Genomic DNA, 19644 nt, shown 5'->3' with positions numbered 1-19644 from the left:
TGGCGCCGGCCCTGCTGCCCGCCTGGCTGACCGGCTTTGCCCTGGCCTTCGCCCGTGGCGTGGGCGAGTACGGTTCGGTGATTTTCATTGCTGGCAACATGCCAATGAAGACCGAGATCCTGCCGCTGCTGATCATGGTCAAGCTCGACCAGTACGACTACACCGGGGCCACCGCCATTGGCGTGCTGATGCTGGTGGTTTCCTTCATCCTGCTGCTGCTGATCAACCTGCTGCAGCGCCGTATCGAAACCCCTTGAAGGAGGCCGGCATGTCCAGTTCATCCCTGAGTGCAAGTGCGGCCGCCAACGCCGCCCGCCGTGGCAGCGCCACTTCGCGGCGTATCCTGATCGGCCTTGGTTGGCTGGTGTTCGTGCTGTTTTTGCTGCTGCCCCTGGTCATTGTGGTATCGCAGGCGCTGAAGAACGGTTTTGGCACCTTCTTCGAGGCGATCCTCGAACCCGACGCCTTGTCGGCGCTGAAACTAACCCTGCTCGCCGTGGCCATCTCGGTGCCGCTGAACCTGGTGTTCGGGGTAAGCGCCGCCTGGTGCGTGAGCAAGTACACCTTCCGCGGCAAGAGCATCCTGGTCACCCTGATCGACCTGCCGTTCTCGGTGTCGCCGGTGATCGCCGGCCTGGTTTACGTGCTGATGTTCGGCGCGCAGGGCCTGTTCGGGCCGTGGCTGCAAGACCACGATATCCAGATCGTCTTCGCCCTGCCGGGCATCGTTTTGGCGACCATTTTCGTCACCGTGCCGTTCGTGGCCCGTGAGCTGATCCCGCTGATGCAGGAGCAGGGCACGCAAGAGGAGGAGGCCGCGCGGCTGCTCGGCGCCAACGGCTGGCAGATGTTCTGGCACGTGACCCTGCCGAACATCAAATGGGGGCTGATCTACGGCGTGGTGCTGTGTACTGCGCGGGCCATGGGCGAGTTTGGCGCGGTGTCGGTGGTGTCCGGCCACATTCGTGGCGTGACCAACACCCTGCCGCTGCACGTGGAAATTCTCTACAACGAGTACAACCACGTCGCAGCCTTCAGCGTGGCCAGCCTGTTGCTGATCCTGGCGCTCTTCATCCTGCTGCTCAAGCAGTGGAGCGAGAACCGTATTAACCGCCTGCGCCACGGCGCCGCGGAGGAATGACTCATGTCGATCGAAGTTCGTAACGTCAGCAAGCGCTTCAACAGCTTCCAGGCCCTGGACAACATCACCCTGGACATCAACAGCGGCGAGCTGGTGGCCTTGCTCGGCCCGTCCGGCTGCGGCAAGACCACCCTGCTGCGCATCATCGCCGGCCTGGAAACCCCGGACCAGGGCAACATCGTGTTCCATGGCGAGGACGTGTCGGGCCGCGATGTGCGCGACCGCAACGTGGGGTTCGTGTTCCAGCACTACGCACTGTTCCGCCACATGAGCGTGTTCGACAACGTGGCGTTCGGCCTGCGCATGAAGCCCAAGGGCGAGCGCCCAAGCGAAAGCAGGATCGCCGAGAAAGTGCATGAGCTGCTGAACATGGTGCAACTGGACTGGTTGTCCGACCGCTACCCTGAGCAGTTGTCGGGTGGCCAGCGCCAGCGCATCGCCCTGGCCCGGGCACTGGCGGTGGAGCCCAAGGTGCTGCTGCTGGATGAGCCGTTCGGTGCGCTGGATGCCAAGGTGCGCAAAGAACTGCGCCGCTGGCTGGCGCGGCTGCACGAGGACATCAACCTGACCTCGGTGTTCGTCACCCACGACCAGGAAGAAGCCATGGAGGTGGCAGACCGCATCGTGGTGATGAACAAAGGCGTGATCGAGCAGATCGGTTCGCCGGGGGAGGTGTATGAGCAACCGGCCAACGATTTCGTCTACCACTTCCTTGGTGACTCCAACCGCCTGGCGTTGAGCGAAGGGCACCATGTGCTGTTCCGGCCGCACGAGGTGTCTTTGTCGCGCCATGAAACCGAAGGCCACCATGCGGCCGAAGTGCGCGACATTCGGCCGTTGGGCGCGACCACCCGGGTGACCCTGAAGGTGGAAGGGCAGAGCGAGTTGATCGAAGCCGAAGTGGTCAAGGACCACGATAGCCTGACCGGTCTGGCGCGTGGGGAGACGCTGTTCTTCCGGCCGAAGGTTTGGCAGAAGGTGGCGGATATCTGAGTCGCGGTGGCTGATGCAAAGCCCGGGGTTGGTTCCGGGCTTTTTTGTGCCTGTGAGATTGCCGGGGCAGCTTTGCAGCCCACCGCAACGCAAGGCCACTATTGGTGTTTTGGTTATTAATAAATAGCTTCTTATTCCTTTACGAATATAACCCCGTCTTTATACTGGCCTCCAAGCACGCAAACTTCCCGGAGGCGTCCCCATGCGCAATAAGTCGATTCGTTACCTGATTGTGCCGGGCTGGCAAGGATCGCCAGACAACCACTGGCAAAGCCACTGGCAGCGCTCCCTGCCCAACAGCGCACGGGTCGAGCAGCACGACTGGTTGACCCCGCAACGCCAGGACTGGGTGCAGGCGCTGGAACAGGCGATTGCCGCCGAGCCCTCGCCAGTCATCCTGATCGCCCATAGCCTGGGCTGTATCACCGTCGCCCATTGGGCCGCGCAGGCCAGCCCGGCGTTGCTGCGGCGGGTGAGGGGGGCGTTGCTGGTGGCGCCTGCGGACGTCGAGCGGCCCGCCTGTGCGTCGGCGCTGCGCAACTTTGCGCCGATTCCGCTCGGGGTGTTGCCATTTCCCAGCCAGGTTGTCAGCTCGGACAACGACCCTGCCGTGAGCGTGCCGCGGGCGTTATACCTGGCCCAGGCCTGGGGTGCCGAAGCGGGGTTGCTGAGCAACGCCGGGCACATCAACGTCAAGTCCGGGCATGAGCGCTGGGAACAAGGCTTCGCCTACTTGTATCGCTTGCAAAGCCGGGTCGAGCAGCGGGCACTGCGCCGCGCCTGATTGGCCCCTGTACGCCCGGCCACCGCAGGCCTGGGGCGGGAGTTTTTTCATGACTTTTCAAAACCCGTTTGGCCAGCCGCTGCTGACCTTTCCTGAACTGGACAAAAGCCCATTGAGCATCCGTGCCAAGGCATTGGTGTTCATCGACCCACGCTCGCAGCGGCTGCGCGATGAGCTTGAGCTCCTGGCGCCGCAACCCTTGCCGGTGCTGATTCGTGGCGAGACCGGTACCGGCAAGGAGCTGCTGGCGCGGCAAATCCACCGGACCAGCGACCGTAGCGGGCTGTTCGTGTCGGTCAACTGCGCGGCCATCAGCCCGACCTATGCCGACGCCGAGTTGTTCGGCTATAGCGCTGGCAGCCATGGCGGTACGGCCAGCAGCCGCGCCGGCTGGTTTGGCTCGGCCAACGGCGGCACGCTTTACCTGGACGAAATCGCCGACTTGCCGCTGGCCATCCAGGGCAAGCTGCTGGCAGCGCTGGAGAACCGTGAGGTGATGCGTGTTGGGGCGCAACAACCACAGCCGGTGGATGTAAGGCTGGTAGCCGCCAGCAGCATCGACCTGGCTCGGGTGGTGCGTGCCGGTCGCTTCAACGAGCGGCTCTACCACTACCTGCATGAAGGCGCGCTGGAGCTGCCGCCATTGCGCGAGCGGCCAGGCGATATCCTGCCTTTGGCCGAGTATTTCGTGGGTATCTACAGTACCCGGCTGCAGCGCCCGGTGCCCCTGGTGAGCGAGGCCGCGCAGCAGGTGCTGGAAGCCCACCCGTGGCCGGGCAATACCCGCGAGCTGGAGAATGTCATTCACTTTGCCTTGCTGGTAAATGATAGCGCCGAGCTGTTGCCCCATGACTTCGACCTGCCAAGACCGCTGGCTAGCCATGGCTCATAAGCAAAACCCATAGTGACTGTGTTTTTTGGAATAACTAGCGAAATAAAAGATATTGTTACGGAATAAAAATTCTAGGTATTGTCCGCTTCACGCCCACTGGTGAAGCGGTGGGGCAGCCGATTCGCCATCGCCGATGGCCCAGATTCAGAATAAGGACCACCATGAAGAAGACCCTGCTGACCACCGCCCTGGCCGCCGCCCTGGCGTTTTCCGGCCTGGCCGCCGCTGCCGAGAAACTGGTGGTTGCCGCTACCCCGGTACCGCACGCCGAAATCCTTGAGCTGATCAAGCCTACACTCGCCAAAGAAGGGGTGGACCTGCAGATCAAGGTCTTCACCGACTACGTGCAGCCGAACGTGCAGGTGGACCAGAAGCGCCTGGACGCCAACTACTTCCAGACGCTGCCTTACCTGAAGAGCTTCAACGAAGGCAAGGGCACCCACCTGGTAACCGTGGTGGGCGTGCACGTCGAGCCGTTTGGTGGCTATTCGAAGAAGGTCAAGAGCCTGAGCGAGCTGAAAGAGGGCGCCACCGTTGCCATTCCGAATGAAGGGAGCAACAGCGGGCGCGCACTGATCCTGCTGCAGAAGGCCGGCCTGATTACCCTGAAGGACCCGAAGAACGCCCTGGCCACCCCCAAGGACATTGCCGAGAACCCGAAGAACCTGAAGTTCCGCGAGCTTGAGTCGGCCATGCTGCCACGCGTGCTGGACCAGGTGGACCTGGACATGATCAACACCAACTACGCCCTCGAAGCCGGCTTGAACCCGGCCAAGGATGCGCTGGTGATCGAAGGTGCCGACTCGCCGTACGTGAACTTCCTGGTCGCGCGCCCGGACAACAAGGACAGTGATGCCATGCAGAAACTGGCCAAGGCCCTGACCAGCCCGCAAGTGAAGGAGTTCATCGCCAAGAAGTACCAGGGCGCCGTACTGCCGGCGTTCTGATCCGCCAGCAGTCATCGAAAAAACGCCGACGCCCATGTGTCGGCGTTTTTGCTTCCGGCCGCAGCGCCCCTACCAAAGCGCCATTTTGTAGGAGCGGCCTTGTGTCGCGATGGGCTGCAAAGCAGCCCCGGCAATCTCAAAGCTACATACCAACCAGAGCAATCACTGCGCCGGCACCAGCCTGAGCGTGCTCTGCGCCGGAATCACCCCCATCTGCGCCTTCTGATACTGCCCTTGCACATACCCCTCGGCCTGGTCTGCGTAATGCCGGTCGAAGGGCACGCCACTCTGCCCGACCGGGTTGCTGGTCAGCGCCTGCCCGGCATCGGCAAAGTCGATCAGCCGCCGCGTCGAGGGCCCGTAGGTGACCGGCCATGGCGCCGGGCCGATTTTCGCCGACAGGTTGTTCGGTACCTCATGTGTACCGGGGGCGGCGAATGGCCCAACGTTGAACAGCAGGTTCAGCGGCTTTTTCACCCCCAGGGGGTGGTTGTGGGTCAAGGTATGGGCCTTGCCCCACTGCCAGCGCGCCGGGTCGTCGCCCAGGGTGTCGCGCAGGTGCTTCAGGCTGTTGTGCCATGCCGTACGCACCACTTGGGTCCGGTCGGTGCGCTGGTCGCCACCCCGGGTATTCCACCAGGGCGAATCGGCATCCGCCGCCAGCCGTGGCAAGGCGGCGTCGATGGCGCGGGTACTGATCAGTACCGGGAACCAGGTATCGCCCAGTTCATCATGCAGGGCCGAGTAGGCCAGCTCGTAAAGGAACTGGTTGAACAGGGTGGCGCTGGTCGAGTCCAGCGGGTAATCGCCCGCCCAGGCGGCCAGTTGTTCCACCAGTTCCTTTTCTTCATCACCTTCGGCTATGGCGCGCAGTGTCGCCAGCAGCGGGGCCAGCGTGCGCGGGCCGTAGTCGCTGGTGGTGTCCAGCTGTAGCGCCTGGCTGTTCTGGGTGTCCCACTTCACCTCAGGGTTGGCCAGCTGGCGATCGAGCTGGCGGCCACGATCGGGCAGGTTGTAGTACCCCGGTATCGGCACCGCCGCCGGTGGCTGGTAATTGGCCGAGACGATATAGCCGCGGGCCGGGTTCTCCTGCTGCGGGTTGGCGCTGAAGGGGTAGAAACCGAGCTTGTCGGCCTGGCTGCTGGCGCCGTCGAGGATGAACGCCGGGTCGACGCCGGCTGGGCGTATCGGCAACTTCGCTGCCGCCCACCAGCCGATATCACCGCGGGCGTTGGCCCAGACGAAGTTCAGCCCCGGCGCATGGACCTTGGCTATGGCTTCGCGCATCTTGCCCAGGGAGTCGGCGCGGTTGAGCTGGTAGAAACCCTCGAGGATCGGGTTTTCGGTTTCGAGAAACGCCCACCACAGGGCTACTGGCGTGGTGCCGGCGATATTGCCCAGTACATCGTTGACGATGGGGCCATGGGGCGAGCGACGCAGGTTGAGGGTGACTGGCGCTTCACCCTTTACCGCAATCTGCTGCTGGGTGGTTTCCAGTGTGTGCCACCGGCCATCGACCATGACCTGGTTGCTGTCGGCCGGGTTGGTGCGTTCGGCGATCAGGTCTACATCATCGTTCTGGAACATGGTCAGGCTCCAGCCGAAGTCGCGGTTGTGGCCGAGCAGGGCGAACGGGTTGAGCGCCAGGAAGTAGCCGTACAGGTTGAAGCCGGGTGCCGACAGTTCGGCCTCGTACCACACCGCCGGTACTGCAAAACTGATGTGCGGGTCGCCTGCCAGCAACGGCCTGCCACTGCGTGTGCGGCTACCGGCGACGGCCCAGGCATTGCTGCCCTCGAACTGCGGAATGCCGGCATCGCCCAGTGCTTCGTGGCTGAGCCGGGCCAGGCCCTCAAGGCTGCGCCAGTCGGCCGCGGCCAGCGGTTTGCCCAGGGCCCCCTCGGGCTGCCAGCCCAGGTCGAAAATGTTCAGGTAGTCAGGGCCCAACTGGTCGCGGATGTAGGTCAGCGCCGGTTCGGTGCGAAACGCTGCGGCAAAACTGTACGCCAGGTAGCCGGCGATACTCAGGGTGTCTTCGGCGGTGAACGGGCGTGGGGTGATACCGAGCAGGTCGAACTCCACCGGCTTGGGGTGGCTGGCCTGCCAGCGGTTGACCCCGTCGAGGTAGGCTTGCAAAGCCAGGGCGGCCGGCGATTGCGGGTCCTGGCGCCTGGCCATCAGCGCGGCTTGCTCGCGTATGCGCAGGCTGCGGAACAGCGTGTCGGTGGGCAGCAGCTTGTCGCCCAGCACCTCGGCCAGTTCGCCACGTGCCAGGCGGCGCATGATCTCCATTTGAAACAGCCGGTCCTGGGCATGCACATAGCCTAGCGCACGGTACAGGTCCGCCTCGTTCTGCGCTTGCAGGTGCGGCACGCCGCGGCTGTCGTAGCGCACGCTGACCGGTGCCTGCAGGCCGGCCATCGCCACTTCGCCTTCACGCTGTGGCAGCTTGCCCTGTGCATACCAGTAACCAGCGCCAGCGGCCGCGGCAACAACCACGGCCAATAGGGTCAGGCTGCGCTTCATGCAGACTCCTTGAGCTATCTACGAAAAAATAGGGTCCGACCTTGGGTGGATGCGCGAACGAGCACTGCCCCCAGGAAGGAGTTTCCATGGCACTCAGCGAAAAACAGAAGATGCTTACCGGCCAGCTCTACCACGCTGGCTGCCCTGAATTGCAGGCCGAGCAGATCGCCAGCAAGCACTGGATGCACCGCTACAATAACAGCGTGGAACTGCTTAACGACGCCCGTCATGGCTTGTTGCGCGAACATTTTGGCCACGTGGGCGAGGGCACCGTGATCCGCCCACCCTTCTACTGCGACTATGGCTACAACATCCGCGTCGGCCGCAACACCTTCATCAATTTCAACTGCGTGATGCTCGACGTGGTGCCGGTGTCTATCGGCGATGACTGCCAGATCGGCCCCAATGTGCAGATCTACGCCGCCGACCACCCGCTGGACCCCGACGTGCGGCGCAGCGGGCTGGAAAGCGGGCGCCCCGTGACCATTGGCAACAATGTGTGGATCGGCGGTGCGGCGATCATTCTGCCGGGTGTGACCATTGGCGATAACGCGGTGGTTGGTGCCGGTAGCGTGGTGACCCGGGATGTGCCCGCGGGGGTGACGGTGGTGGGGAGCCCGGCGCGGGTGCGAGGGTGATATGAAAAGCCCTGCGGTGTTGCCGCAGGGCTTAGTATTAGGCGGGTTTGAAGCCGGGTTTACCGTTGGCGGCGCGCCAGGTTTTTACTCGGTCTAGTACGCCGTTTGGGCTGTCTTCCGATCCGGGAGGCGGATAGCAGATTACATCCAAACCATCAGGGTGTTCTGTGATTTTTTCAAAATGATAAACAACACGGTCCCGATATTGCTCGAGTTCAAGTCCATGTAGGCCTGTTCGATTTTCGAACAGTACTGACACTAGCAATAGGAACTCTTGCTCCGTGTATTCTTCTAGCTTGTCCTTGAAAATCATGGTTTGTTCCCCCGGTGCTCGTTGATGTGGACCTTGGGGGTCATGAGGACAAGATTATCCAAGTCATACACTGCCCCGCCTTCGGCGATCTCATGCTTATGATGAATTTCTAGTTTCATTCGCTTCCCTACGCGGTCCTCCTTTCGTGAGTAGGGGGCAGTACCATTCTCCATGCTCTGAATGTCTACGCGAGAGAGGTGCACTCTAAAGACTTCATCCGCAACAATTTCCTTCCAGACCGCCTCTCTAAGCTTATCGAACCTGCTGAACCGCCGCCCCCTCAGCCTTTCCGCAATTCTTGCAGGAATCGGCGCCCCTGCTGCCGTGCTAGCGGCATCTAGCACCCTGTCTGGGGTAACTGCGCCACTCCCACTGGCGACCCCCGGCAGATACCGTGGGCTGCGCAACATCACATAGATCGGTGCCAGCCCCGAATCTGCGGGGAAGATGATGACGTAGTCATCGATCTGCAGGTCGGGCAGTTCGGGGAAGGTTCGAATATCAGGCTGCGGCGGGACGATAATGTTGCCCGGCAGGTGCTTGGGCAGGTCTTCGACGATGGGGACGCCTGGGGTGAAGCTGTCGTTCTCGGGGTTGAAGGTGCCCAGGGTCGATGGCGGCGTTGCCGGGTGCCACAGCAGTGTTGCACCGCCCGGCCCTTCAGCTGTGAAGCGATAGGCGCCCTGGGTCGTATCCCACTGGGCCTGGCGCACGCGTACGTCGCGCAGGATGCTGCTGCCATCCGTGGCTGCCAGGTACACCTCGGTCTGGGTGCCCTCGGGCACGGCATTCATCCGCAGCGGTAGCTCAAGGGTCTGGCCTACCTTGCGGTTCGCCTCTTGGGTAAGGTCCGCACTGGGCGTCATCAGGGCGAGCGGGACGGTGACCCCCATGCGTTCGCCATCACCCAGGCGGGCGGCATAGAGCAGCAACGTCAAGTACCTGGCCGTACCAGATAGCAGCCGCAGCGCAGCGTTGCCGATGGCGGTGCCCAGCGCGTCCCAGATGGGTTCAAAGTGCGCAGTGCCGCCGCGTGAGGTGGTCACTACCAGCGGGTGTTGAGTGCTGGCGACCCAGGCATTGAACGTGACGGGGGTGTTGCTCGGCGTACGTCCCGTCAGTGTGCTGAGCAGCGCCTGCTCATCGAAGGCTGCTTCAACGGCACTGTTCGCCTGCAGATGCAGCTGGTTCCCCACTACCTCTTCGGTGGCTGAGGTACTAGCATGCTCGGCAGCGTGGGCAGATGCCTGGGCCTGCAACGCAGCCGCTTGGGCCCTGTGGGCTTCGGTAGCCCTGGGGCCATGAAGCTTCAGATCGAAGTCGAGCCGCGACATCTCCGTCGCGAGACGCCTGTATTGCACGCGCTTTTGGGTGCCTGAGGCGCGTTGATGTGCGCGCGCCTTGAGCAGGTCTGATGTTTCCCGCTCCAGCTCGCGACTGTGCTCCAGTGCCGCTGCTTCGGCGATGTCCTCATCCCGGTGCCGCTCGAAGGCCGTGAGCATGGTTTGCAACGTGCTGTTGGCTACTTGTAGTTCGTGATTGGCACTGAGCGTGCGGACGATCGCCTGCTCGACCCGGTCCAGTGACAAAGCGATGCTGCTGTTACTGCGTTCCCTGGCTCTTGCGCTGGACAGGTTACTGCGCAGGATGTGCTGGCGTCGGACTAACTGGCTGTGCTGCTGCTCGAGGTACTTGATCTCGAACGCTGCCCGGTAGGATTCAAGCCAAGCCTGGCGAGGATCGGCCTGGGCTCCCTGGGCTCGGGCAGCAGTCAGAAACTCGCGAAAGGTGCGATGTTCCGGGTCTGTGCCAAAGAAACGGTTGGCTTGTTGGCGCGCAGCTTCCAGGCGTGGGCCGAGTTGTGCCTGTAGCTGTTTGACCACCGTGATTCGTCGCTCGATGGCCTGGGATTCGCTGAGGCCGGTCAGTGAGCCTGCCCGTGCGAGAATGGCCTGATCCAGGTCCGGTTCGAGCGTGGCCTGGCGCTGTTCGTGCTCCTGCTTGACCGTTTTCTTGTCGTTTTCGATCTGCGGAACCAGGTCGATGACCAGGCTGCCCGGGCGGAAAGTGGATACCAGGTGATGCGGGGGAATGCGGTTATGGCCCCAGAGAATCTGAGGGCCCAGGTATGGAAGGCGGGTGCTGTTTACGTGGCTGTTGGGTAATTCGGTGAATCCTTGGCGCGACATACAGTTTCTCCATTGATCTGTATGTCGTCAGGCTAAAAATTGTCCTCCGGGGCAACGCTGTAGATATCTATCGGGCACCCGTTTTCTACCAGGGGCAGTAACACCCTACGGCCAAGGTATTGCTGGCTTGCACGGGGCGTGACGCAAGCAAGGCGTTGATGATCGGTTCGATGAAGCTGTTGCTGGCGTTGCACACCGCGCCTTCGCTGTAAGGGCCGAAATAGGCAAGGTTGCCCTGGTGGTCCCAGATGGCCACGGCGGGGGAGGCGGGCAGGTTTTCGCTGCCTGGCAAGTTGGCGATGGGGTGCAGGCTGCTGAGGTTGGCGGGTAACTGGCCGTGGCTGCCAGCCTTCTGCACAACGTGGAAGGTCACGCCCTGGCTGGCGAACTGGCTGACCAGGTCGCCCAGGTGTTGCTGGTTGCCGACGTTGCACGGGCAGGCCGGGTCCCAGAAGTGCACCACGCGGATCGGGCCCGGGCCGGCCAGCTCGGCGGGGAGCTGCAACTGGCTGCCGTCGAACAGCGTGGCCTGGTTGTCGAACGGGCGCAGGTAGCGGGCCTGGAAGGTGGTGAAGGCTTGCCACATCAGGGCGGCGCCGAGCAGCAGCCCGCAAGCGGCAGCCATCGGCTTGATGATCTTGGTATTCATGAGAAGTCGTGGGCCGCTCCTACAATCGGATCGATGCAGGTTGTTCGAAGTGGACGAGCTTGCCATGACGAGGGCCAGAGCTGAATATCCCAGATCAATACTTGCTTCACTGTGGATGTACCCGATGCCCCCTGACTTTCAGCCCGACCGCCTGCGTGCCAGCCTGGCGCCGTTCACCGCGCGCTATCCGCTGTCGATTCAAGCGCAGTATTACCAGCGTTTCTATGGCCTGAACCTGTCGGCCCACAGCTGGCTGGGCGGTTTCCAGGCCGCGGGGTTCGAGTTGGTCGGGCAGGCTTGGCTACCCGAGCAGCCAAGCGCGACGCTGTTCCTGCTGCATGGCTATTACGACCACATGGGCCTCTATCGGCATGTGATCGAGTGGGCGCTCGGGCAAGGTTTCGCGGTCATCAGCTGCGACCTGCCCGGCCATGGGCTGTCCAGCGGCGAGCGGGCGAGCATCAGCGACTTCGCGGTGTACCAGCAGGTGCTGCAGGCGCTGTTCGAACAGGCGCGTGCGTTGCAGCTGCCGCGGCCATGGCATTTGTGCGGGCAGAGCACGGGTGGGGCGATCGCGGTGGACCATTTGCTGCACCAAGGTGCCCATAGCCCTGTCGATGGCCAGGTCATTCTGCTGGCGCCGCTGGTGCGGCCATGTGCCTGGCGTTGGTCCAAGTTCAGCTATCGCGTGCTGCGCCATTTCGTCAATGGTATCGACCGGCGCTTCAGTGAGAACACCAACGACCCTGCCTTCCTGCCGTTTCTCCAGGCCGACCCCCTGCAACCGCGCCGGCTGCCCACCGCCTGGGTGGGTGCCCTGATCGCGTGGGTCAAACGCATCGAGGCTGCGCCCAAAAGTACACGGCGGCCATTGATCGTACAGGGAGAGGCCGACGGCACGGTGGATTGGCCATACAACCTGGAGGTGCTGAAGGCCAAGTTCGCTGAGCCGCAGATCCTGATGCTGCCCGACGCGCGTCACCACCTGGCCAACGAGCTGCCAGGCATTCGCCAGCGCTACTTCGACTTCATCGACCAGCGCCTGGGCTGATCACTTCAGGTCATTGCTGCTCTGGCCCACCGCCAGGCCGGCACGCACCGCGGCCAGTGCCGCCTGGTAGTAGGCCTTGCCGTCGGGCGACTCGGCAAAGGTGGCGAACTCTTCCAGCTCGGCGTCGGACAGGTCGCGGTACACGTACAGCAACGTATTGTTGAGGTCTTCGCCAATTTGCCCCATGAGCCGCTGGCGCTGACCGTCGAGCAGGCCTTGCGCCTGGCCGCCGCCGAACAGGCCGGGGATCATCGAGCTAAGGCTGTCGGCCGCCACGCCGGCGATGGCCAGGCTGACTTCGGCGCCAGCTTCGCGTGCTGGCAAGGCCTGAGCCAGGTGGCCAATGATCAGCAGGCGGTCATCGCTGGCCTGCATTTTCGGCAAGCCCTTGGCGTTTCTGGCCAGTTCATCCTTGCGCGTGGCCTTGAGCTCGGCGGCTACCACCTTGCGCCCCAGCGGCGACTGGAAGAACGCCAGGGCCGGTGCCGGGTTGGCCAGGCTGGCGCGCAGCTTTGCCTGGGCACGACGGTCTACCGCCTGGGCCTGGAAGCGCTGGTTGCTGTTGTCGACCAGCGCCTGGTACACGGCGGGCGGTAAACTGTTGCGGTAGCGCGCCTGGGCGGCGGTGAGGGCATCGTTGAAGTGGGCGCGCTGGTCGGGCCAGCCGGCAGCCTTGTACAGTTGATCCAGGTTATCTGCCCAGACAGGCGTGGTGCAGATCATCAGCAGAATCAGGGAAAACAGACGGCGCATTCAGGACTCCTGTCGGCAGGCGACCATTGTCCTTGGCCCGGCGCCGGTTTGTCGAGATATGTGCGTGTTTCTCGGCCAAGTGGCGCTGTGCGCCGCCAGGGCGAATGGATATGATGCGCGCCATGCATACTTCCCCCGAAAACCCGATGCTCGCGGCCGTCGTTGACGATCTGGCCACCCATGGCTGGTCCCAACAGGCGCTGTTTTTGCCTGTCGACCTTGCGCGCGCGTTGGCGGTCGAGTGCCGGCGCCGTTATGCCGAAGGCGAACTCAACCCGGCCGGGGTGGGGCGCGGTGATGCCCAGGAAGTACGCGAAACCATTCGCGGCGACCAGATCCAGTGGATCGACCCTGGCCAGGCCGAGGCTTGCGACCAGTACCTGGCGGCCATGGACCAGTTACGGCTGGCCATCAACCAGGGCCTGTTTCTCGGCCTGCAGGATTTCGAGTGCCATTTTGCCCTGTACCCACCCGGGGCATTTTATCGCCGGCATCTGGACCGCTTTCGTGACGACGATCGGCGCATGGTCTCGGCGGTGTTTTACCTGAACGAAGACTGGCAGCCGCAGGATGGTGGGCAGCTGCGCATGTTCCTGGCCGACGGTGCCGAGCCCCTGGTCGAGCCGCTGGCAGGTTGCCTGGTGGTGTTCCTGTCGGGTGAGGTGCCTCACGAAGTGCTGCCCGCCGGGCGTGAGCGCTTGTCGTTGACGGGCTGGTTCCGGCGGCGTGGCAATGACCCGTTCTGATTTGCCCAGGGTGCTGGTCAGCGCTTGCCTGCTGGGGCAGCCGGTGCGCTATGACGGTCGCACCAGCGGCCACCCGCACTTGTTGCAGCAGTGGCAGGCCGAAGGCCGCGTGGTGCCGTTGTGCCCGGAAGTCGCCGGCGGGTTGCCGACCCCTCGGCCACCCGCGGAGATACCAGGCGGGCAAGGTGGGCAGGTGCTCGACGGCAGCACACAGGTGATCACTGTCATGGGCGAAGATGTCAGTGCGCAGTTCCTGGCCGGCGCGCAGTTGGCGCTCGTACTGGTGCGGCGGCATGGCATTGGTGTGGCGGTATTGAAGTCGGGCAGCCCTTCATGTGGCAACCGCTTGACCTATGACGGCACGTTCAGTGGCGTGAAGGTGGCCGGGGAAGGGGTCACAGCGGCGCTGCTGCGGCGGGCGGGGGTGCAGGTGTTCAGTGAGCTGGAGCTGGACCAGGCGCAGCGGGCCTTGGGGTAGCCCTGCGCCGGCTGTGGAGTGAGTGTGGGAGCCGGCTTGCCGGCGATGAGGGCGGCACAGACCGCACAAACCTCATTGCCCGGCCGCAGTCTCCTGCACACCCTTGAACCACTTCTGTTCCAGCTCGGCCGTGCGGCCACTGTCCTTCAACCGCTGCAGCGCATTGTTCAAAGCACTTTCAAACGCCGGGTTGTCCTTCTGGAACGGGATCACCAGTTTCTTCTCGCCAAACGGCAGGCTCGCGTCAAGCGGCCCGTCACTCTTGAGTGCTTCGCTCGCTGGGGTCAGCGCGACATCATACTTGCCGCTTTCCACACCCGGCAGTACCTCGTCCGCAGGCGCCTCGACAAATTCGGCGCGCAGGTCCAGTTCGCGGGCCAGGTCCTGGCCAAATTCCACATCGAAACCGCTCAGCCGCTCGTCTTGCTTGAACGCATAAGGCGGGTTGTCGGCTTGTACGGCAATGCGCAGTTCGCCCCGGTCGGCGATTTCGTCGATCAGCTCCGCCTGGGCCAATGGACTGATCAGTACTGCCAGCAGTACCCCTATGGTCGAACGCATTGAAGGCCCCTTTTTCTTTTACAGGTGAATAACTTTCGTCATGGCTTTATTCCTCGCCATGATCGAACGCAGCCTAAGACCTTGGCGCCTCGGCATTGTTTAACCCTGACTCAAATTTTTCTGTCAGGCAACGTGAACACCTTGGCGCATATTTCAACTAAGGTGAACTACCGCCGCTGTTGGATGACAAGCTGCGGTCAATGAGTGAATCACAGGAGAAGTGAATGAACAGCCTATTTTCGCGTGCTGCCGTTGCCGGTTTGCTGATGGGAGCGTCGGTGTTGGCCAGTGCCGCAGACGCCCTGAAGAGCCAGGAGCCGCCCAAGGATGCCAAGGTCTTCATCGTTTCCCCCGCCGATGGTGCCACCGTCGACAAGACCTTTACCGTCAAGTTCGGCATTGAAGGCATGGGCCTGAAGCCTGCCGGCGACCAGACCCCGCACACCGGCCACCACCACTTGCTGGTGGATGTGGACAAAGAGCCCGTCGCCGACATGCCGCTGCCGACCAGCCTGATGCCAGAGGCCGGCACCGCACTGCCAGCCGGGCCGCAGGTGCTGCATTTCGGCAAGGCACAGACCGAAACCAGCATTACCCTGACCCCGGGCAAGCACACCCTGCAACTGGTGCTGGGTGACCAGTATCACGTGCCGTTCAAGCCGAGCGTCGAGTCGCAGAAGATTACTGTCGACGTGAAATAGGTGTTGGTCTGATCGCGGGCTCGCCCGCTCCCACAGGGGGGGCCGCAAGCTTCGGGTTTGCGGTGATCCTGTGAGAGCGGGCGACGCCGCTTCCACCGGCGAAAAAAAGGAAGGCCACCAGGGCCTCCCTTTTTCATGCAGCAAGCAAACTCAGAACAGTACGCGGGAACGGATGGTGCCTTTGACCTGTTGCAGTTTTTCTTGCGCCAGGTCGGAGTACTCGGCATCTACGTCGATTACCACGTAACCGACTTTCTCGTTGGTCTGCAGGAACTGACCGGAGATGTTGATACCGTTCTCGGCGAATACCTTGTTGATCTCGCTGAGTACGCCCGGGATGTTTTCGTGAATGTGCAGCAGGCGGTGCTTGCCTGGGTGCGCTGGCAGTGCCACCTCCGGGAAGTTGACCGAAGACACCGAAGTACCGTTATCGCTGTACTTGACCAGCTTCTCGGCCACTTCCAGGCCGATGTTGGCCTGGGCTTCGGCAGTGGAACCACCGATGTGCGGGGTGAGGATCACGTTGTCCAGGCCGCGCAGCGGGCTCTCGAACTCTTCGTCGTTGGAGCGTGGCTCGACCGGGAACACGTCGATGGCAGCGCCGATCAGGTGCTTGTCCTTGATGGCGGCGGCCAGGTGGTCCAGCTCGACCACGGTGCCACGGGCGGCGTTGATCAGGATCGCGCCCTTCTTCATCGAGCGGATTTCCTTCTCGCCGATCATCCACTGGGTGGAGGGCAGCTCAGGCACGTGCAGCGAGACGATGTCGGCCAGGCCCAGCAGTTCGTGCAGGCTGGTGACCTGTACGGCGTTGCCCAGTGGCAGCTTGGTCAGCGGGTCGTAGAAGTAGACCTGCATGCCCAGGTTTTCGGCCAGGACCGACAGCTGGGTACCGATCGAGCCGTAGCCGACGATGCCGAGTTTCTTGCCGCGAATCTCGAACGAGTTGGCTGCGCTCTTGATCCAGCCGCCACGGTGGCAGGAGGCGTTTTTCTCTGGGATGCCGCGCAGCAGCAGGATCGCTTCGGCCAGTACCAGCTCGGCGACCGAGCGGGTGTTGGAGTAGGGCGCGTTGAACACGGCGATACCGCGCTCGCGGGCAGCTTCCAGGTCTACCTGGTTGGTGCCGATGCAGAAGCAGCCAACGGCGACCAGTTTCTTGGCGCAGTCGAAGATCTCTTCGGTGAGCTGGGTGCGCGAACGGATGCCAATGAAGTGGGCATCGGCGATCTTTTCCTTCAGCTCGGCTTCCGGCAACGAACCAGTGAGGTATTCGATGTTGGTGTAGCCGGCGGCCTTGAGGGTATCGACCGCGTTCTGGTGCACACCTTCAAGAAGAAGGAACCGGATCTTGCTCTTGTCGAGAGAAGTCTTGCTCATCTGCGTAAACCTGTATCCCGGAGAAAAAATGGCGAGGGGTGATGCCAGGCGCGAGGGCGGCCTTAGCATGAACAGCGGGAGCGCTATGCTAGCATACGCGACACAATCTGAGCTTATCCCGACAGGTGAAGAGTGCTCAGGGTGACTATGAATAAGTCGAGAGTTCCAGCGATGACCCACCCCGCTGCAATTGAAGAACTGATGACCCTTGTCGACCCTGGCAAGGTCCTGACCGACCCGGCATCCCTCGACGCCTATGGCAAGGACTGGACCAAGCACTATGCACCGGCGCCCAGCGCCATCGTGCTGCCCAAGACCATCGAGCAGGTGCAGGCCATTGTCCGCTGGGCCAATGCGCACAGGGTGGCGCTGGTGCCGTCGGGTGGGCGCACCGGGCTCTCCGCGGGGGCCGTGGCGGCCAATGGCGAAGTCGTGGTGGCCTTCGACAACATGAACCGGATTCTCGATTTCAATGCCTTCGACCGCACGGTGGTTTGCCAGCCCGGGGTGGTCACCCGCCAGTTGCAAAGCTACGCCGAAGCGCAGGGCCTGTATTACCCGGTAGACTTCGCTTCCAGTGGTTCCAGCCAGATAGGCGGCAACATCGGTACCAATGCCGGCGGCATCAAGGTGATCCGCTACGGCATGACCCGCAATTGGGTGGCCGGGCTGAAGGTGGTGACGGGCAAGGGCGAGTTGCTGCAGTTGAACAAGGACCTGATCAAGAACGCCACCGGCTATGACCTGCGCCAGCTGTTCATTGGCGCCGAAGGGACGCTGGGTTTCGTGGTGGAAGCCACCATGCGCCTGGACCGCGCCCCGCGCAACCTCACCGCCATGGTGCTGGGCACGCCGGACTTCGACTCGATCATGCCGGTGCTGCACGCCTTCCAGGGCGGGCTCGACCTCACGGCCTTCGAATTTTTCTCGGACAAGGGCCTGGCCAGGATCCTTGCGCGTGGTGATGTGCCGGCGCCGTTTGCCACCGACTGCCCCTTTTATGCGCTGCTGGAGTTCGAGGCCAGCACCGAGGCAGTCGCCAACCAGGCACTGGCCACCTTCGAGCATTGCGTCGAGCAGGGCTGGGTACTGGACGGGGTGATGAGCCAGAGCGAAACCCAGCTGAAAAACCTGTGGAAGCTGCGTGAGTACCTGTCGGAAACCATCTCGCACTGGACCCCGTACAAGAACGATATTTCAGTCACGGTCTCGAAAGTGCCGGCGTTTCTGCGCGATATCGATGCCATCGTGGCCGAGCATTACTCGGATTACGAAGTGGTGTGGTACGGCCATATCGGCGATGGCAACCTGCACCTGAACATCCTCAAGCCCGAGCACATGGACAAAGACGCGTTCTTTGCCTCGTGCGCCAAGGTCAACAAGTGGGTGTTCGAGATCGTCGAACGCTACAACGGCTCGATCTCTGCCGAGCACGGCGTAGGCATGACCAAGCGCGACTACCTGGGCTACAGCCGCTCGGCCGAAGAAATTGCCTGCATGAAGGCGATTAAGGCCGTGTTCGACCCTAACGGCATCATGAATCCGGGTAAGATCTTCGCTCCTGAATAAAAAGCAGCATGCAAAGGAGTCGGCCATGAGTTACCAGCACCAGTATGTAGACGGCACGCGCATCCACTTCCCGTTGGGCAAGGTGGTGTGCATTGGCCGTAACTATGCCGAACACGCCAAGGAACTGGACAACCCGATCCCCAGCGAACCGCTACTGTTCATCAAGCCCGGCAGTTGCGTGGTCGCCGCGCAAGGCGGCTTCAAGATCCCGACCGAGCGCGGTTCGGTGCATTACGAGGCAGAAATCGCCGTGTTGCTGGGCAAGTCACTGTCCACGCACCCCAGCGAGGAAGAGGTGCTGGACGCCATATCCGGCTACGCCCCGGCCCTGGACCTGACCCTGCGCGACGTGCAGGCCAAACTGAAGGAAAAAGGCCTGCCATGGGAGCTGGCCAAGAGCTTCGACGGTGCCTGCGTACTGCCGCCGTTCGTCTCGGCTGCCAGCTTCCCGGACGTGACCGACATCCCGGTACGGCTGACGGTGAACGGCGAAGTACGCCAGGACGGCAACAGCGCAATGATGCTCAACCCTATCGTGCCGATGATTCAGCACATGGCCGCGCATTTTTCGCTGCTGGCGGGGGATGTGATCCTCACCGGCACCCCGGCGGGCGTGGGGCCGTTCAATGTCGGTGACGAGCTGGTGCTGGAGCTGCCGGGTGTCAGCCGCTTCGAAAGCCGGGTGCTCTGAGCCCTGTGGGAGCGGCCTTGCGTCGCGAAAGGGCCGCAGAGCGGCCCCGGCAATAGGTGCTTGACGCATGAATTCCGGGGGCGCTTCGCACCCCTTTCGCGACACAAGGCCGCTCCCACAAAGAATTCGCGTCCAGGCAGGATTTGGCGTTTTTTTCACACCCAATGCGGATAATGCGCGCATCTACGCCCACTGCTTCAGGACCCCTGCATGCCATCACCCACCAACGCCCCGGCAACCAGTAAGCGTCGTTTTTACCTGCGTTGGCCCTTTGGCCTGGCGGTGGCGGCGGTGATTGGCTACGGCGTGGCCATGGCGATGCACTGGGATGACCGGGGTGCGCTGTGGCTGAAGGAAGGCTTCGAAAGCCGCGCCGAGCGCAGCGAAAGCGTATGGCTGCCGGATTATCAGGTAGACATCGATGCCAAGCCCCTGCCGGGCATGGACGATGACGAAGCGTCGGACGTGGCGTTCAACCCGCAGACCCGGACGCTGTTCGCGGTCATGGGCAAGAACCCGTTCCTGGTCGAACTGAGCCTGGACGGCGATGTGCTGCGCAAGATCCCGCTCAACGGCTGGAACAACCCGGAAGGCGTTGCCGTGCTGGAAGACGGTTACCTGGCCATCACCGACGAGCGCCTG

The 19644-nt window shown here is 62.7% G+C and carries 21 protein-coding genes; 14 read left to right on the top strand and 7 right to left on the bottom strand.

Annotation, left to right across the window (positions count from 1 at the left end):
• From APH30_RS18080 to APH30_RS18055, 6 genes are all read left to right on the top strand, one after another.
• Positions 1 to 257, top strand: a 257-nt coding sequence (locus APH30_RS18080) for an ABC transporter permease subunit (protein WP_156326537.1), incomplete at its 5' end; no start/stop codon positions are given.
• 11 nt (positions 258 to 268) lie between these two features.
• The gene (cysW, locus tag APH30_RS18075; protein WP_009683703.1) at positions 269 to 1141 is read left to right on the top strand and encodes a sulfate ABC transporter permease subunit CysW; all 873 of its coding nucleotides are present in this window, start codon (positions 269 to 271) and stop codon (positions 1139 to 1141) included.
• A 3-nt stretch (positions 1142 to 1144) separates the two neighbouring features.
• The gene (locus APH30_RS18070) at positions 1145 to 2134 is read left to right on the top strand and encodes a sulfate/molybdate ABC transporter ATP-binding protein (protein WP_009683702.1); all 990 of its coding nucleotides are present in this window, start codon (positions 1145 to 1147) and stop codon (positions 2132 to 2134) included.
• A 202-nt stretch (positions 2135 to 2336) separates the two neighbouring features.
• Entirely contained in the window at positions 2337 to 2918 is a 582-nt protein-coding gene (locus tag APH30_RS18065) for an alpha/beta hydrolase (protein WP_054913348.1), read from the top strand.
• A gap of 49 nt (positions 2919 to 2967) precedes the next feature.
• Positions 2968 to 3810 (top strand): sigma 54-interacting transcriptional regulator, encoded by an 843-nt coding sequence (locus tag APH30_RS18060; protein ID WP_054913347.1) that lies wholly within the window; start codon positions 2968 to 2970, stop codon positions 3808 to 3810.
• A gap of 161 nt (positions 3811 to 3971) precedes the next feature.
• Positions 3972 to 4757, top strand: coding sequence for a MetQ/NlpA family ABC transporter substrate-binding protein (locus tag APH30_RS18055; protein WP_054905155.1), 786 nt, complete (start codon positions 3972 to 3974; stop codon positions 4755 to 4757).
• Between the two features lie 162 nt (positions 4758 to 4919).
• On the opposite strand, the gene APH30_RS18050 is transcribed toward APH30_RS18055, so the two are convergent.
• On the bottom strand, positions 4920 to 7283 hold the full coding sequence (locus tag APH30_RS18050; protein WP_054913346.1) for a penicillin acylase family protein: 2364 nt from the start codon (positions 7281 to 7283) through the stop codon (positions 4920 to 4922).
• Between the two features lie 86 nt (positions 7284 to 7369).
• Here APH30_RS18050 and APH30_RS18045 point away from each other — a divergent pair, with 86 nt between their 5' ends.
• Complete coding sequence (locus tag APH30_RS18045; protein WP_054913345.1) at positions 7370 to 7921, top strand: sugar O-acetyltransferase; 552 nt, start codon at positions 7370 to 7372, stop codon at positions 7919 to 7921.
• A 37-nt stretch (positions 7922 to 7958) separates the two neighbouring features.
• On the opposite strand, the gene APH30_RS28125 is transcribed toward APH30_RS18045, so the two are convergent.
• From APH30_RS28125 to APH30_RS18035, 3 genes are all read right to left on the bottom strand, one after another.
• The gene (locus APH30_RS28125) at positions 7959 to 8234 is read right to left on the bottom strand and encodes a bacteriocin immunity protein (protein ID WP_082416205.1); all 276 of its coding nucleotides are present in this window, start codon (positions 8232 to 8234) and stop codon (positions 7959 to 7961) included.
• Positions 8231 to 10423, bottom strand: coding sequence for an S-type pyocin domain-containing protein (locus APH30_RS18040; protein ID WP_054913344.1), 2193 nt, complete (start codon positions 10421 to 10423; stop codon positions 8231 to 8233). The genes APH30_RS28125 and APH30_RS18040 overlap by 4 nt, the downstream gene beginning before the upstream one ends.
• 85 nt (positions 10424 to 10508) lie before the next feature.
• Positions 10509 to 11072, bottom strand: a complete 564-nt coding sequence (locus APH30_RS18035; protein WP_054913343.1) for a DUF6436 domain-containing protein — start codon at positions 11070 to 11072, stop codon at positions 10509 to 10511.
• A 124-nt stretch (positions 11073 to 11196) separates the two neighbouring features.
• Here APH30_RS18035 and APH30_RS18030 point away from each other — a divergent pair, with 124 nt between their 5' ends.
• Positions 11197 to 12123, top strand: coding sequence for an alpha/beta hydrolase (locus tag APH30_RS18030; RefSeq protein ID WP_054913342.1), 927 nt, complete (start codon positions 11197 to 11199; stop codon positions 12121 to 12123).
• Here APH30_RS18030 and APH30_RS18025 read toward each other — a convergent pair whose 3' ends face one another.
• Complete coding sequence (locus APH30_RS18025; RefSeq protein WP_054913341.1) at positions 12124 to 12876, bottom strand: DUF2059 domain-containing protein; 753 nt, start codon at positions 12874 to 12876, stop codon at positions 12124 to 12126.
• Positions 12877 to 12989: 113 nt separating this feature from the next.
• On the opposite strand from APH30_RS18025, the gene APH30_RS18020 reads away from it, so the two are divergent.
• The gene (locus APH30_RS18020; protein ID WP_054913349.1) at positions 12990 to 13622 is read left to right on the top strand and encodes a 2OG-Fe(II) oxygenase; all 633 of its coding nucleotides are present in this window, start codon (positions 12990 to 12992) and stop codon (positions 13620 to 13622) included.
• Positions 13609 to 14100, top strand: coding sequence for a DUF523 domain-containing protein (locus APH30_RS18015; protein ID WP_009683690.1), 492 nt, complete (start codon positions 13609 to 13611; stop codon positions 14098 to 14100). Before APH30_RS18020 ends, APH30_RS18015 begins: the two co-directional genes overlap by 14 nt.
• Positions 14101 to 14172: 72 nt before the next feature.
• Here the strand turns inward: APH30_RS18015 and APH30_RS18010 are convergent, their stop codons facing one another.
• A complete protein-coding gene (locus APH30_RS18010; RefSeq protein WP_054913340.1) occupies positions 14173 to 14661 on the bottom strand; it encodes a transporter substrate-binding domain-containing protein in 489 nt (162 codons plus the stop codon).
• Positions 14662 to 14885: 224 nt separating this feature from the next.
• On the opposite strand from APH30_RS18010, the gene APH30_RS18005 reads away from it, so the two are divergent.
• Complete coding sequence (locus APH30_RS18005) at positions 14886 to 15362, top strand: DUF4399 domain-containing protein (RefSeq protein WP_054905149.1); 477 nt, start codon at positions 14886 to 14888, stop codon at positions 15360 to 15362.
• Between the two features lie 150 nt (positions 15363 to 15512).
• Here APH30_RS18005 and serA read toward each other — a convergent pair whose 3' ends face one another.
• Entirely contained in the window at positions 15513 to 16742 is a 1230-nt protein-coding gene (gene serA, locus APH30_RS18000; RefSeq protein ID WP_009683687.1) for a phosphoglycerate dehydrogenase, read from the bottom strand.
• A 171-nt stretch (positions 16743 to 16913) separates the two neighbouring features.
• On the opposite strand from serA, the gene APH30_RS17995 reads away from it, so the two are divergent.
• The 3 genes from APH30_RS17995 to APH30_RS17985 all read left to right on the top strand — a co-directional run.
• A complete protein-coding gene (locus tag APH30_RS17995; protein ID WP_054913339.1) occupies positions 16914 to 18311 on the top strand; it encodes an FAD-binding oxidoreductase in 1398 nt (465 codons plus the stop codon).
• A gap of 25 nt (positions 18312 to 18336) precedes the next feature.
• Positions 18337 to 19002, top strand: a complete 666-nt coding sequence (locus APH30_RS17990) for a fumarylacetoacetate hydrolase family protein (RefSeq protein WP_009683685.1) — start codon at positions 18337 to 18339, stop codon at positions 19000 to 19002.
• A 210-nt stretch (positions 19003 to 19212) separates the two neighbouring features.
• Positions 19213 to 19644 (top strand): SdiA-regulated domain-containing protein (locus tag APH30_RS17985; RefSeq protein WP_177333746.1); only part of this gene is annotated, 432 nt, incomplete at its 3' end.

Origin of the sequence: Pseudomonas sp. NBRC 111127, assembly GCF_001320345.1 — a bacterium.
Classification (GTDB): Bacteria; Pseudomonadota; Gammaproteobacteria; order Pseudomonadales; family Pseudomonadaceae; genus Aquipseudomonas; species Aquipseudomonas juntendi.
Note: the sequence above shows the minus strand (reverse complement) of the source record. Positions and strands in the feature narration are given on the sequence as shown.

Coding starts and splice junctions, on each gene's coding strand:
- APH30_RS18060 (WP_054913347.1), top strand. CDS start 2,968: ATGACTTTTCAAAACCCGTTTGGCCAGCCGCTGCTGACCTTTCCTGAA.
- APH30_RS18010 (WP_054913340.1), bottom strand. CDS start 14,661: ATGCGTTCGACCATAGGGGTACTGCTGGCAGTACTGATCAGTCCATTG.
- APH30_RS18025 (WP_054913341.1), bottom strand. CDS start 12,876: ATGCGCCGTCTGTTTTCCCTGATTCTGCTGATGATCTGCACCACGCCT.
- APH30_RS18020 (WP_054913349.1), top strand. CDS start 12,990: ATGCGCGCCATGCATACTTCCCCCGAAAACCCGATGCTCGCGGCCGTC.
- cysW (WP_009683703.1), top strand. CDS start 269: ATGTCCAGTTCATCCCTGAGTGCAAGTGCGGCCGCCAACGCCGCCCGC.
- APH30_RS17995 (WP_054913339.1), top strand. CDS start 16,914: ATGACCCACCCCGCTGCAATTGAAGAACTGATGACCCTTGTCGACCCT.
- APH30_RS18015 (WP_009683690.1), top strand. CDS start 13,609: ATGACCCGTTCTGATTTGCCCAGGGTGCTGGTCAGCGCTTGCCTGCTG.
- APH30_RS28125 (WP_082416205.1), bottom strand. CDS start 8,234: ATGATTTTCAAGGACAAGCTAGAAGAATACACGGAGCAAGAGTTCCTA.
- APH30_RS18065 (WP_054913348.1), top strand. CDS start 2,337: ATGCGCAATAAGTCGATTCGTTACCTGATTGTGCCGGGCTGGCAAGGA.
- APH30_RS18035 (WP_054913343.1), bottom strand. CDS start 11,072: ATGAATACCAAGATCATCAAGCCGATGGCTGCCGCTTGCGGGCTGCTG.
- APH30_RS18050 (WP_054913346.1), bottom strand. CDS start 7,283: ATGAAGCGCAGCCTGACCCTATTGGCCGTGGTTGTTGCCGCGGCCGCT.
- APH30_RS18045 (WP_054913345.1), top strand. CDS start 7,370: ATGGCACTCAGCGAAAAACAGAAGATGCTTACCGGCCAGCTCTACCAC.
- APH30_RS17990 (WP_009683685.1), top strand. CDS start 18,337: ATGAGTTACCAGCACCAGTATGTAGACGGCACGCGCATCCACTTCCCG.
- APH30_RS18055 (WP_054905155.1), top strand. CDS start 3,972: ATGAAGAAGACCCTGCTGACCACCGCCCTGGCCGCCGCCCTGGCGTTT.
- APH30_RS18070 (WP_009683702.1), top strand. CDS start 1,145: ATGTCGATCGAAGTTCGTAACGTCAGCAAGCGCTTCAACAGCTTCCAG.
- APH30_RS18040 (WP_054913344.1), bottom strand. CDS start 10,423: ATGTCGCGCCAAGGATTCACCGAATTACCCAACAGCCACGTAAACAGC.
- APH30_RS18005 (WP_054905149.1), top strand. CDS start 14,886: ATGAACAGCCTATTTTCGCGTGCTGCCGTTGCCGGTTTGCTGATGGGA.
- APH30_RS18030 (WP_054913342.1), top strand. CDS start 11,197: ATGCCCCCTGACTTTCAGCCCGACCGCCTGCGTGCCAGCCTGGCGCCG.
- serA (WP_009683687.1), bottom strand. CDS start 16,742: ATGAGCAAGACTTCTCTCGACAAGAGCAAGATCCGGTTCCTTCTTCTT.